Genomic DNA, 11842 nt, shown 5'->3' with positions numbered 1-11842 from the left:
CGTCGCGGTGATGGGCTGTGTCGTCAACGGCCCCGGCGAGGCCCGCGAGGCCGACCTCGGCGTCGCCTCCGGCAACGGCAAGGGCCAGATCTTCGTCAAGGGCGAGGTCATCAAGACGGTGCCCGAGTCGAAGATCGTGGAGACCCTCATCGACGAGGCCATGAAGATCGCCGAACAGATGCAGGCCGACGGCGTCACCTCGGGCGAGCCGTCGGTGTCGGTGGCGGGCTGACCCCGGTCCCGCAGAGGGCGGCCGGAACGTTTATCCGCTCCGGCCGCCCTTCAGCCTTCCCGGCTCCCGCCTCGGGGCCACCGGGTGCCGCCGCCCCCCGTGCGCGCCGGGCCGCGGGCGCAGCCCCCGTGAGGCGGTCCTCCCTGGTCGGAGGCCACTTTCCGCCACCCCGCATGTCCGCCAGGTACAGTGCGGAGATCAGCGAACCCCACGATGAGGCCCCCGCACGTGTTGACTCAGACGACCACCAGGGTCCTCGAGCCGAGTGACCTGGACGCCGCGCTCGCCGTCCTCGACCGCGAGCCGGTCGCGAACGCCTTCGTGACGTCCCGCGTGCAGGTCGCGGGCCTCGACCCCTGGCGGCTCGGCGGCGAGATGTGGGGCTGGTACGAGGCCGGCACCCTCACGTCCCTGTGCTACGCGGGCGCCAACCTCGTGCCCATCTGCGCCACCCCCCGCGCCGTACGCGCCTTCGCCGACCGCGCCCGTCGCACCGGCCGCCGCTGCTCCTCGATCGTCGGCCCCGCCGAGCCCACCGCCCAGCTGTGGCGGCTGCTCGAACCGAGCTGGGGCCCCGCCCGCGAGGTCCGCGCCCACCAGCCGCTGATGGTCGCCGACCGGCTCCCCGCCGGCATCGCTCCGGACCCGTACGTGCGTCGCATGCGCAAGGACGAGATGGAGACGATCATGCCGGCCTGTGTGGCGATGTTCACCGAGGAGGTCGGCGTCTCCCCGCTCTCCGGCGACGGCGGACTGCTCTACCAGGCCCGCGTCGCCGAACTCGTCGGCTCCGGCCGCTCCTTCGCCAGGATCGACGACGACGGCAGGGTCGTCTTCAAGGCGGAGATCGGCGCGGCCACCCCCAGGGCCTGCCAGATCCAGGGCGTGTGGGTCGCACCCGAGTACCGCGGCCGCGGCATCGCGGCACCCGGCATGGCCGCCGTCCTGCGCTACGCCCTGGCGGACGTCGCCCCGGTCGCCAGCCTGTACGTCAACGACTTCAACACACCCGCGCGGCGCACCTACCGACGGGTGGGCTTCCAGGAGGTCGGCGCGTTCATGAGCGTCCTGTTCTGAGGGCCCGCCCGGTTCCGCCACGTCCCCGACGCCCACAGGGAACCCGCCCCCCGACGACGGCCCGCGCCCCCCTGTACTCTCCCCACATGCGCCTTCCCGGTCACGCACACCACCACTCCGACGACATCGTGATCGGCCCAGTCGACCTCTCCGCGCGCGTGGACGAGGCGCTCGCCGTGCAGGCCGTGGCGTTCGGGCTCGGCGCCGACGAGGTGGCCGTCCGGCGGCAGATCGTCCTGCGGCACCTGACCCACCCGGGCGCCCGCGCCCTCGGTGCCACCACCCCGAGCGGGGGTCTCGTCGGGTTCGTCTACGGCATGCCCAACGACCGCACGCACTGGTGGTCCACCGTCGTCGAGCCGTACCTGCGCGCCCAGGGCCACGAGTCCTGGCTGAACGACTCCTTCGTGATCACCGAACTGCACGTCCACCCGCGCCACCAGAACCGGGGCGTCGGCCGCGCCCTGATCACCGGTATCACCGACGGCGCCGCCGAACCGCGGTCGATCCTCTCCGCGATCGACACCGACAGCCCCGCCCGCGGCCTGTACCACTCGCTCGGCTACGTGGACCTGGCCCGGCAGGTGCTGTTCCCGAGCGCTCCGATGCCGTACGCCGTGATGGGCGCCCCGCTGCCGCTGCGCCGCAGGTGACCGCCGGGCACACCGCCCCCGCGCGGGTTATCGATTTCCGCCGCCCCGCACCGCGGGGCTAACCTCGGGGCCATCACCCTTACGCAGCAGGAGTCGAGAAACATGGCCCAGGTCCAGCGCATGTCCCGTTTGATGGTCAAGACACTGCGTGACGACCCGGCGGACGCCGAGACGCTCAACCACAAGCTGCTCGTCCGCGCCGGCTACGTGCGCCGCAACGCCGCCGGCATCTGGACCTGGCTGCCGCTCGGCAAGAAGGTCCTCGACAACATCACCCGCGTCATCCGCGAGGAGATGGACGCGATCGGCGCCCAGGAGGTCCTCCTCCCGGCCCTGCTGCCCAAGGAGCCCTATGAGGCCTCCGCCCGCTGGGACGAGTACGGCGACCAGCTCTTCCGGCTGAAGGACCGCAAGGGCGGCGAGTACCTGCTCGGCCCGACCCACGAGGAGATCTTCACCCTCGTGGTGAAGGACCAGGTCACGTCCTACAAGGACCTGCCGGTCATGCTCTACCAGATCCAGACGAAGTACCGGGACGAGGCCCGTCCGCGCGCGGGCGTGCTGCGCGGCCGCGAGTTCCAGATGAAGGACTCGTACTCCTTCGACACCACCGACGAGGGCCTGGCGGAGTCCTACCGCCTGCACCGCGAGGCCTACCAGAAGATCTTCGCGCGCCTCGGCCTGGACCATCGCATCGTCTCCGCCGTCTCGGGCGCCATGGGCGGCTCGGCGTCGGAGGAGTTCCTCGCCCCCGCCCCGGCCGGCGAGGACACCTTCGCCGACTGCCCGAACTGCGACTACGCGGCCAACACGGAGGCGGTCACCTTCCCGCTGAAGCCGGTCGAGGGCGCGGAGCACCCGGCGGTCGAGGAGCTGGACACCCCCGACACCCCGACCATCGAGACGCTCGCCGAGCACCTCGGCGTCCCGGCCTCCGCCACCCTCAAGAACCTCCTGGTGAAGGTCGACGGCGAGATCGTCGCCGTCGGCGTCCCCGGCGACCGCGAGGTCGACCTCGGCAAGCTGGGCGAGCACCTGGCCCCGGCGGTCGTCGAGCTCGTCACCGCCGAGGACTTCACGGGCCGCGCGGACCTGGTGCGCGGCTACGTCGGCCCGCAGGGCCTGGAGAAGGTCCGCTACCTCGCCGACCCGCGCGTCGCCCCCGGCACCTCCTGGATCACCGGTGCCAACAAGGAGGGCAAGCACGCGAGGAACGTGGTCGCCGGACGCGACTTCGAGGTCGACCAGTACCTCGACGTGGTCGTCGTCGAGGAGGGCGACCCCTGCCCGAAGTGCGGCACCGGCCTGAAGCTGGACCGCGCCATCGAGATCGGCCACATCTTCCAGCTGGGCCGCAAGTACGCCGACACCTTCCAGCTCGACGTGCTCGGCCAGAACGGCAAGCCGGTCCGCGTGACCATGGGCTCCTACGGCATCGGCGTCTCCCGCGCCGTGGCCGCCCTCGCCGAGCAGACGGCCGACGAGCAGGGCCTGTGCTGGCCCAAGGAGATCGCCCCGGCCGACGTCCACGTGGTCGCCGCGGGCAAGGCCCTGCAGACCGAGCTGGCGCTGGAGGTCGCCGAGACGCTCGGCGCCGCGGGCGTACGGGTCCTGGTGGACGACCGCGCGGGCGTCTCCCCGGGCGTGAAGTTCACCGACGCCGAGCTGATCGGCGTGCCCAAGATCCTGGTGGCCGGCCGCCGCGCGGGCGACCGCGTCCTGGAGCTGAAGGACCGCCGCACCGGCGAGCGCGAGGAACTGACCGTGGACGAGGCGATCGCCCGGCTGTCGGAGTGACCGTCACGCGCGAGGGCCCCCGCCGCACCCGCGGCGGGGGCCCTCGTCCGTACCCGCGCCGCTCACGGCGGCTACAGCCAGCCCGCGAACTCCAGCAGCAGCTCCGCGTCCTGCGCCCGGCCGACCCGCAGCGCCCGCACCCCCGACTCCACGGCCCGGAACAGCGTCCAGCCGCGCAGCCGCTCCTGGTCCACCTCCAGCGACTCGGCGAGCCGCTTCACCCGGCGCCGCGTGATGCTCGCCCCCGAGGGCGACGCGATCAGGTCCTCCACCCGGTCCCGCACCAGCCGGGCCAGGTCGAAGGCGGGCTCGCCGACCACCGGGTCGGGACCGACGGCCAGCCACGGCACGCGCTCCCCGGCGAGCACCTTGCTCTGCCGGAACGTGCCGTGCAGCAGCCGCTCCTCCGGCGGGGCGGCGAGCAGCTCCTCGCGGACGGCGAGCGCCGCGTCGACCAGCGGCGCCACGTCGGCGGTGCCGGCTGCCGCGGGCACGCCCGCCCGCATGGCCTCCGCCTGCCGGCCGGTCCGCGCCCCGACGGTCTCGAAACCGTGCCCGCCGGGCGGCTCCACCCACAGCCTGCGCAGCGTCCCCGCGGCCTCCAGCAGCGCCTTGGCCTCGGGCAGGGACCGTACGGACAGATCGGGCCGCAGCCGCTCCAGCAGGATCTCCCCCTCGGCCTCCCGCGGGTCGTCGAGCAGCCGCACCGCGCCCCGCCCGTTCCAGTGCCGGAGCGCGGCCCGCTCACTCGCCGGCCGGGCCCGGGGCGGTGCCAGTTTCAGTACGGCCGGGGTGCCGTCGGGCCGCCGCACGAGCAGGACGACGCTGCTGCGCCCGCCCGGGGCCTGGACCCGTTCGACGGTCAGCTCGCGCGGCCCGACCGCCCGCCGGACCAGCTCGGGGAGCCGTTCCAGCCAGTCGCCGGCCTCGTCGGCCCCGTGGTGCGGCGCCTCGGCGAGCGCCCGCACGACACGCCGCGGCGGTTCGAAAGCCATGCGCGAGTCGTCCCCTTCCAGGTCGCGTTCACAGGTGCGATGTCGCCGACGGGGCCGGTGAGGCCGCCCGTTCGGCGAGACCAGGGAAGGCTACGCTCCCGTTCCGCCACCGCACGGCGCGCACCGCTGCCTCGCGCAGCGCCTCCGCCGCCGCACGCCTGCGGTCACCCTCGGACGCCCGCACGAGATCGGAGTACACCCCGGCCACCCGCTCCTCCAACTCGGTGGCGAGACGTACGGCGGCGTCCGCGTCCTCGACGGCGAACGGCAGCGCGTACGCGGCGTCCGCGGCCACCGGGCTGCCGTCCAGGTCGCGCACGGCGCGCGTGAGCTCGTCGCGCCGGGCGCGATGGGCGTCGTACCCGGCGCGCGCATCGGCCCGCCGGCCCTCGCCGATCCGGCCGCCCACGACCCCGTACCCGTACACCGCGGCGTGCTCCGCCGCGAGCGCCGCCTGCAGCGCGCGGAGCTCCTCCCTCTTCCGCGCCGCGCCCACCCCGCCGGCCGTTCCGCTCACTTCGCACCCTCCCGCAACAGGAACGCATGACCCGCTCCGGCGGCCGCCACCGACGCCATCAGCCGCGCCAGTTCGCCGGGCACCTCCGGCAGCTCCTTGATCCGCCGGTCCGCGAGCCGCGTCTCGGCCGTCGCCAGCTCGGCGAGCGCGGCGCCCGCGTCGGCGGGCACCGCGGACGGTGCCGCCGGGGGCGTGGCCGACGCCGGAGCCGACGCCGGGGACGGGGTGCCGGTGGCCGCGCCGTCCGTGAAGGCCTGCACGTGCCGTACGACTTCGTCCCGCAGCGGGGTCAGCAGCTCCGTCAGCTGCGGATGGGCGGCGAGCACGGCCGCGTACCGCTCGGCGAGCGCCGTGCTGTCGCGGGCCACGCGCGCGCGTGCCTGCTCGGCGGCCCGGGTGTCGCCCTCGGCGGACTCCGGGCCCGGCCCGGACGTACAGCCGGCGAGCAGCACCGCGCCCGCGGCTGTGGCGAGCAGACTCCTTCTGCGCGGCCCTCCAGGGGTGCGCGGCGGCAGGGTGAACGGCACGGCAGGCGTCCTCGGCAGAGTCGTACGAACGGAAGAGCGGTTGACGTGTGATCACCGTACCTGCGCACTGGCGCACCGGCTGTCAGCGCGCCGCCCGGCGGACCGGGAGGGGGCCCGGGTGGACCGCAACACCCCCCGGGACCGGATACCCTTTGACCTGACACGCGACCTTCCCACAACAGCACACGCGGCCGAGGAGTCACCCGGATGAGCACCACCCAGAACGAGAGGCTGCGAGAACTGCTCGAACCGCTCGTACGCTCCCAGGGCCTGGATCTCGAGGAGATCGCGGTGGACTCGGTCGGCCGCAAGCGTGTGCTGCGCGTCGTCGTCGACTCCGACACGGGCGCCGATCTGGACGCCGTCGCCGAGGTGAGCCGCTCGCTCTCGGCCAGGCTCGACGAGACGGACGCGATGGGCCAGGGCGAGTACACCCTCGAGGTCGGCACCCCGGGCGCCGAGCGCGCCCTCACCGAGCACCGGCACTACGTGCGGGCCACCGGCCGCCTCGTCAGATTCCAGCTGCGCGAGGGCGGTGACCTGGTCGCGAGGATCCTCGCCGTGGACGAGGACGGCCTCGACCTGGAGGTCCCCGGCGTGAAGGGCCGCAAGGCCACCACGCGCAGGCTGGCCCTCGCCGACGTCGAGAAGGCGCGCGTGCAGGTCGAGTTCAACCGTGGGCCCGACAGAACCGGCAACACCGAAAACATCAACAACACCAACGACACCGACAAGAGCGACGACGAGTTCGTTGACATGAAGGAAGAGGAGGAGGCGTAGCCGTGGACATCGACATGAGTGCCCTGCGGGGTCTGGTACGGGAGAAGGAGATCTCCTTCGACCTGCTGGTCGAGGCGATCGAGTCGGCCCTCCTCATCGCCTACCACCGCACCGAGGGAAGCCGCCGTCACGCGCGCGTGGAGCTCAACCGGGAGACCGGCCATGTGACCGTGTGGGCGAAGGAGGAGCCCGAGGACCTGGAGGAGGGGCAGGAGCCGCGCGAGTTCGACGACACACCGTCCGGATTCGGCCGCATCGCCGCCACCACCGCCAAGCAGGTCATCCTGCAGCGCCTGCGGGACGCCGAGGACGACGCCACGCTCGGTGAGTACGCCGGCCGCGAGGGCGACATCGTCACCGGTGTCGTCCAGCAGGGCCGCGACCCGAAGAACGTGCTCGTCGACATCGGCAAGCTGGAGGCCATCCTGCCGGTGCAGGAGCAGGTCCCGGGCGAGTCGTACCAGCACGGCATGCGCCTGCGCAGTTACGTCGTCCGCGTGGCCAAGGGTGTGCGCGGTCCCTCCGTGACGCTCTCCCGCACCCACCCCAACCTCGTGAAGAAGCTCTTCGCGCTCGAGGTGCCGGAGATCGCCGACGGTTCCGTGGAGATCGCCGCCATCGCGCGTGAGGCCGGTCACCGCACCAAGATCGCGGTTCGCTCCACCCGCAGTGGCCTGAACGCCAAGGGCGCCTGCATCGGTCCCATGGGCGGCCGGGTGCGCAACGTCATGGGCGAGCTGAACGGTGAGAAGATCGACATTGTCGACTGGTCGGACGACCCGGCCGAGATGGTGGCGAACGCCCTCTCCCCGGCCCGCGTCTCCAAGGTCGAGGTCGTGGACCTCGCGGCCCGCTCCGCGCGCGTGACGGTCCCCGACTACCAGCTGTCGCTGGCGATCGGCAAGGAGGGGCAGAACGCCCGTCTCGCGGCCCGGCTCACCGGCTGGCGGATCGACATCCGTCCGGACACCGAACAGCAGACCGGCTGACGCCGGCCGGTCACCCGGCCGGACCTCGCGCTCCGCGGGCCGGCCGGGAATAGATCCGAGCCGTGACGCGCTCAGATCACGTCAACATTTGTGCACGGCAACTGTTCGATACCCGCCCCAAAGGGATGGGGTCGGCGCGGGGAGGTAGACTTGAGCGTGTCTGGCCGGACGCTCGCCCGGGCACGCCCTGAACGCACCTGTGTGGGGTGTCGGGAGCGAGCGGCAAAAGCCGACCTGTTGCGGATCGTGGCGGTCGAGGAGCACTGCGTTCCCGATCCTCGCGGTACGCTGCCCGGCCGGGGTGCGTACGTACACCCCGCCCCTGTCTGTCTCGACCAGGCGGTACGCCGCCGGGCGTTCCCACGGGCGCTGCGCGTCCCGGGTCCGCTCGACACAAAGGCGTTGCGCTCGTACGTCGAGCAGGCGGACAGTTGCCGAGCAAGCGACATGTAAGACGTGCCGCACGGAACCCCGTGCGGCTCTGGTACCTCGCGAGTCTGAAAGCAGGTCGAGATTGCGATGAGCACTCGATGAGTACGCGATGAGTACGCCCATGAAGTAGCGACGGTCCGGACGCAACCCGGACCTCAAAGGAGCGAAGTGGCTAAGGTCCGGGTATACGAACTCGCCAAGGAGTTCGGAGTAGAGAGCAAGGTCGTCATGGCCAAGCTCCAGGAACTCGGTGAATTCGTCCGTTCGGCGTCCTCGACGATCGAGGCGCCCGTTGTACGCAAACTGACTGACGCCCTCCAGCAGGGCAACGGGGGCGCCAAGGCGGCCCCCCGCAAGGCCGCCCCGGCGAGGCCGGCGGCGCCCACCCCCGCGCAGGCCGCACGCCCGGCCGCGCCGCGCCCGGGTCCGGCAGCGCCCAAGCCGCCCGCGGCCCCCACGGCCGACAAGCCTGCGGCGGCGCCCGCCCCGGGCCCGCGTCCCACCCCCGGCCCGCGTCCCGGACCGAAGCCCGCCCCGGCGGCTCCGGCCCCGAGCGCGCCCGAGTTCACGGCGCCCCCGTCGCCGACCCCGGCTCCGGGCCAGGGTCAGGGACAGGGACAGAACCAGGGTCCGCGTCCCGGCGCCCGTCCGGGTCCCGGCGGCCCGAAGCCCGGTGCCCGTCCGGGTGGTGCCGGCGGCCAGGACCGGGGCCCGCGTCCCGGTGGCCAGCGCCCCGGCGGCGGCCAGGGCCAGGGCGCGCGTCCCGGCGGCCGTCAGGCCGGCCCGCGTCCGGGCAACAACCCCTTCACCTCCGGCGGCTCCACCGGCATGGCGCGCCCGCAGGCGCCCCGTCCGGGCGGCGGAGCCCCGCGTCCCGGCGGCCCCGGTGCCCCGGGCGGCGCCCCGCGTCCGCAGGCCGGCCAGGGTGGCGGTCCCCGTCCGCAGGGTGCGGCCGGTGGCCCGCGTCCGCAGGCTCCGGGCGGTCCCCGTCCCTCGCCGGGCAACATGCCCCGTCCGCAGGGCGGCCCGCGTCCCGGCGGTGGCCCCGGCGGTCCCCGTCCCAACCCCGGCATGATGCCGCAGCGTCCCGCTGCCGGCCCGCGTCCCGGCGGTGGCCCCGGCGGCCGCGGTCCGGGCGGTGCGGGTCGTCCCGGCGGCGGCGCCGGCCGTCCCGGTGGCGGCGGCTTCGCCGGCCGTCCGGGCGGTGGCGGTGGCGCCGGCCGTCCCGGTGGCGGTGGCGGTTTCGCCGGTCGTCCCGGTGGTGGTGGCGGCGGCTTCGGCGGCGGCGGTGGCCGTCCCGGCTTCGGCGGTCGTCCCGGTGGTCCGGGTGGCCGTGGTGGCACGCAGGGCGCCTTCGGCCGCCCCGGCGGTCCCGCGCGCCGCGGCCGCAAGTCGAAGCGGCAGAGGCGCCAGGAGTACGAGGCCATGCAGGCCCCGTCGGTCGGCGGCGTGATGCTGCCTCGCGGCAACGGCGAGTCCATTCGCCTGTCGCGCGGTGCGTCGCTCACCGACTTCGCGGAGAAGATCGGCGCCAACCCGGCGTCGCTCGTCGCGGTCATGATGAACCTCGGCGAGATGGTCACCGCGACCCAGTCCGTCTCCGACGAGACGCTCCAGCTCCTCGCGGACGAGATGAACTACACGGTTCAGATCGTCAGCCCGGAGGAGGAGGATCGCGAGCTGCTCGAGTCCTTCGACCTGGAGTTCGGCGAGGACGAGGGCGGCGAGGAGGACCTCGTGGTCCGCCCGCCGGTGGTCACCGTCATGGGTCACGTCGACCACGGCAAGACCCGCCTCCTCGACGCCATCCGCAAGACGAACGTCATCGCGGGCGAGGCCGGCGGCATCACCCAGCACATCGGTGCCTACCAGGTCACGACCGAGGTCAACGAAGAGGATCGCAAGATCACCTTCATCGACACCCCGGGTCACGAGGCGTTCACCGCCATGCGTGCCCGTGGTGCGAAGTCGACCGACATCGCGATCCTGGTCGTCGCGGCCAACGACGGCGTCATGCCGCAGACGGTCGAGGCGCTCAACCACGCCAAGGCGGCCGACGTGCCGATCGTCGTCGCGGTCAACAAGATCGACGTCGAGGGCGCGGACCCGACCAAGGTGCGCGGTCAGCTGACCGAGTACGGCCTGGTGGCCGAGGAGTACGGCGGCGACACGATGTTCGTCGACATCTCCGCCAAGCAGGGTCTGCACATCGACTCGCTGCTGGAGGCCGTGATCCTGACGGCCGACGCCTCGCTCGACCTGCGGGCCAACCCGAAGCAGGACGCGCAGGGCATCTCCATCGAGTCCCGTCTCGACCGCGGCCGCGGTGCCGTGGCCACGGTGCTCGTGCAGCGAGGCACGCTGCGGGTCGGCGACACGATGGTGGTCGGCGACGCGTACGGCCGCGTCCGGGCGATGCTCGACGACAACGGCAACAACGTGGCCGAGGCCGGCCCGTCGACGCCGGTCCAGGTCCTGGGTCTGACCAACGTCCCGGGTGCGGGCGACAACTTCATCGTGGTCGACGAGGACCGTACGGCCCGTCAGATCGCCGAGAAGCGCGCCGCTCGCGAGCGGAACGCCGCGTTCGCCAAGCGCACGCGCCGCGTCTCCCTCGAGGACCTGGACAAGGTGCTCAAGGCCGGCGAGGTCCAGCAGCTCAACCTCATCATCAAGGGTGACGCTTCCGGATCCGTCGAGGCCCTGGAGTCCTCCCTGCTCCAGCTCGACGTCGGCGAAGAGGTCGACATCCGGGTCCTGCACCGCGGCGTCGGTGCGGTCACGGAGTCGGACATCGACCTGGCGATGGGCTCGGACGCCATCGTGATCGGCTTCAACGTGCGCGCCGCCGGGCGTGCGCAGCAGATGGCCGAGCGCGAGGGTGTGGACGTCCGCTACTACTCGGTCATCTACCAGGCGATCGAGGAGATCGAGGCGGCCCTCAAGGGCATGCTCAAGCCGGAGTACGAGGAGGTCGAGCTCGGCACGGCGGAGATCCGCGAGGTCTTCAAGTCGTCCAAGCTGGGCAACATCGCCGGTGTGCTCATCCGGTCGGGCGAGGTCAAGCGCAACACCAAGGCCCGCCTGCTCCGCGACGGCAAGGTCATCGCGGAGAACCTCAACATCGAGGGTCTGCGTCGCTTCAAGGACGACGTCACCGAGATTCGCGAAGGTTTCGAGGGCGGTATCAACCTCGGCAACTACAACGACATCAAGGTCGACGACGTCATCGCGACGTACGAGATGCGCGAGAAGCCGCGGGCGTGACGCCTGCGGCAGGCTGAACCGGGCTGGGGTCGGCCGACGGGACACGGGTTCCCGCCGGCCGGCCCCACCCGGCTTTCGGCCCCGTTCGCACGCCCCCGGACACACGCCGTCCGGGGGCGTGCGAACGGGGGACGGAGACCCCACGGAAACCCTGTCGAGCGGCCGGCCCGTTCGATGTACGGTTCTGATGTCCCTGCCCATACGGATGGCGGGGCCATCGATCCCGGACCGGCGGGTCATCCGGACTCACATGTACGTGGGGACTCTGTCCTTCGACCTCCTGCTCGGCGACGTACGCTCGCTGAAGGAGAAGCGCTCCGTCGTCCGCCCGATCGTGGCCGAGCTCCAGCGGAAGTTCGCGGTCAGCGCGGCGGAGGTCGATCATATGGACCTGTACCGCCGAGCCGGCATCGGCCTGGCCATGGTCTCGGGTGACGCGGGGCACCTGACCGACGTGCTCGACCGGTGCGAGCGGATGGTCGCCGGACGCCCGGAGGTGGAGCTGCTCTCGGTGCGGCGCCGCTTCCACGGCGAGGACGACTGAACGACCGCGAACCAGGAACACAGAACAACAGC

The 11842-nt window shown here is 72.9% G+C and carries 11 protein-coding genes and 1 pseudogene; 9 read left to right on the top strand and 3 right to left on the bottom strand.

Annotated elements, in window-relative coordinates; genetic code table 11:
• The 4 genes and pseudogenes from IEZ04_RS32525 to IEZ04_RS32510 form a co-directional block, all read left to right on the top strand.
• Positions 1 to 232, top strand: a pseudogene (locus IEZ04_RS32525) (flavodoxin-dependent (E)-4-hydroxy-3-methylbut-2-enyl-diphosphate synthase); the annotation flags it as partial.
• Between the two features lie 228 nt (positions 233 to 460).
• Positions 461 to 1309 carry a GNAT family N-acetyltransferase gene (locus IEZ04_RS32520; RefSeq protein WP_189220586.1) on the top strand — a complete coding sequence of 283 codons (849 nt, stop codon included), beginning with the start codon at positions 461 to 463 and terminating at the stop codon, positions 1307 to 1309.
• Between the two features lie 86 nt (positions 1310 to 1395).
• The gene (locus tag IEZ04_RS32515; RefSeq protein WP_189220585.1) at positions 1396 to 1962 is read left to right on the top strand and encodes a GNAT family N-acetyltransferase; all 567 of its coding nucleotides are present in this window, start codon (positions 1396 to 1398) and stop codon (positions 1960 to 1962) included.
• A gap of 102 nt (positions 1963 to 2064) precedes the next feature.
• Entirely contained in the window at positions 2065 to 3759 is a 1695-nt protein-coding gene (locus IEZ04_RS32510; protein WP_189220584.1) for a proline--tRNA ligase, read from the top strand.
• A 71-nt stretch (positions 3760 to 3830) separates the two neighbouring features.
• Here IEZ04_RS32510 and IEZ04_RS32505 read toward each other — a convergent pair whose 3' ends face one another.
• The 3 genes from IEZ04_RS32505 to IEZ04_RS32495 are packed head-to-tail and all read right to left on the bottom strand — an operon-like array spanning position 3831 to position 5798.
• Complete coding sequence (locus IEZ04_RS32505) at positions 3831 to 4754, bottom strand: aminoglycoside phosphotransferase family protein (protein WP_189220583.1); 924 nt, start codon at positions 4752 to 4754, stop codon at positions 3831 to 3833.
• 28 nt (positions 4755 to 4782) lie between these two features.
• Positions 4783 to 5271 carry a ferritin-like domain-containing protein gene (locus IEZ04_RS32500; protein ID WP_229821426.1) on the bottom strand — a complete coding sequence of 163 codons (489 nt, stop codon included), beginning with the start codon at positions 5269 to 5271 and terminating at the stop codon, positions 4783 to 4785.
• Positions 5268 to 5798 carry a hypothetical protein gene (locus IEZ04_RS32495; RefSeq protein WP_189220582.1) on the bottom strand — a complete coding sequence of 177 codons (531 nt, stop codon included), beginning with the start codon at positions 5796 to 5798 and terminating at the stop codon, positions 5268 to 5270. Before IEZ04_RS32495 ends, IEZ04_RS32500 begins: the two co-directional genes overlap by 4 nt.
• Before the next feature lie 207 nt (positions 5799 to 6005).
• On the opposite strand from IEZ04_RS32495, the gene rimP reads away from it, so the two are divergent.
• The 5 genes from rimP (at position 6006) to IEZ04_RS32470 (ending at position 11810) form a co-directional block, all read left to right on the top strand.
• Positions 6006 to 6578 carry a ribosome maturation factor RimP gene (gene rimP / locus IEZ04_RS32490; protein ID WP_189220581.1) on the top strand — a complete coding sequence of 191 codons (573 nt, stop codon included), beginning with the start codon at positions 6006 to 6008 and terminating at the stop codon, positions 6576 to 6578.
• Positions 6579 to 6580: 2 nt separating this feature from the next.
• Positions 6581 to 7567 (top strand): transcription termination factor NusA, encoded by a 987-nt coding sequence (gene nusA / locus IEZ04_RS32485; RefSeq protein ID WP_189220580.1) that lies wholly within the window; start codon positions 6581 to 6583, stop codon positions 7565 to 7567.
• Between the two features lie 156 nt (positions 7568 to 7723).
• Complete coding sequence (locus IEZ04_RS32480; RefSeq protein WP_189220590.1) at positions 7724 to 8020, top strand: YlxR family protein; 297 nt, start codon at positions 7724 to 7726, stop codon at positions 8018 to 8020.
• Between the two features lie 147 nt (positions 8021 to 8167).
• Positions 8168 to 11266, top strand: a complete 3099-nt coding sequence (gene infB, locus IEZ04_RS32475) for a translation initiation factor IF-2 (RefSeq protein WP_189220579.1) — start codon at positions 8168 to 8170, stop codon at positions 11264 to 11266.
• Positions 11267 to 11516: 250 nt separating this feature from the next.
• The gene (locus IEZ04_RS32470; RefSeq protein WP_189220578.1) at positions 11517 to 11810 is read left to right on the top strand and encodes a DUF503 domain-containing protein; all 294 of its coding nucleotides are present in this window, start codon (positions 11517 to 11519) and stop codon (positions 11808 to 11810) included.
• Positions 11811 to 11842 lie beyond the last annotated feature (32 nt).

Origin of the sequence: Streptomyces ruber (assembly GCF_014648075.1) — a bacterium.
In the GTDB taxonomy this organism is placed as follows: Bacteria; Actinomycetota; Actinomycetes; order Streptomycetales; family Streptomycetaceae; genus Streptomyces; species Streptomyces ruber.
The sequence above is the reverse complement of the archived record's forward strand: the minus strand, read 5'-3'. Positions and strand labels throughout refer to the sequence as shown.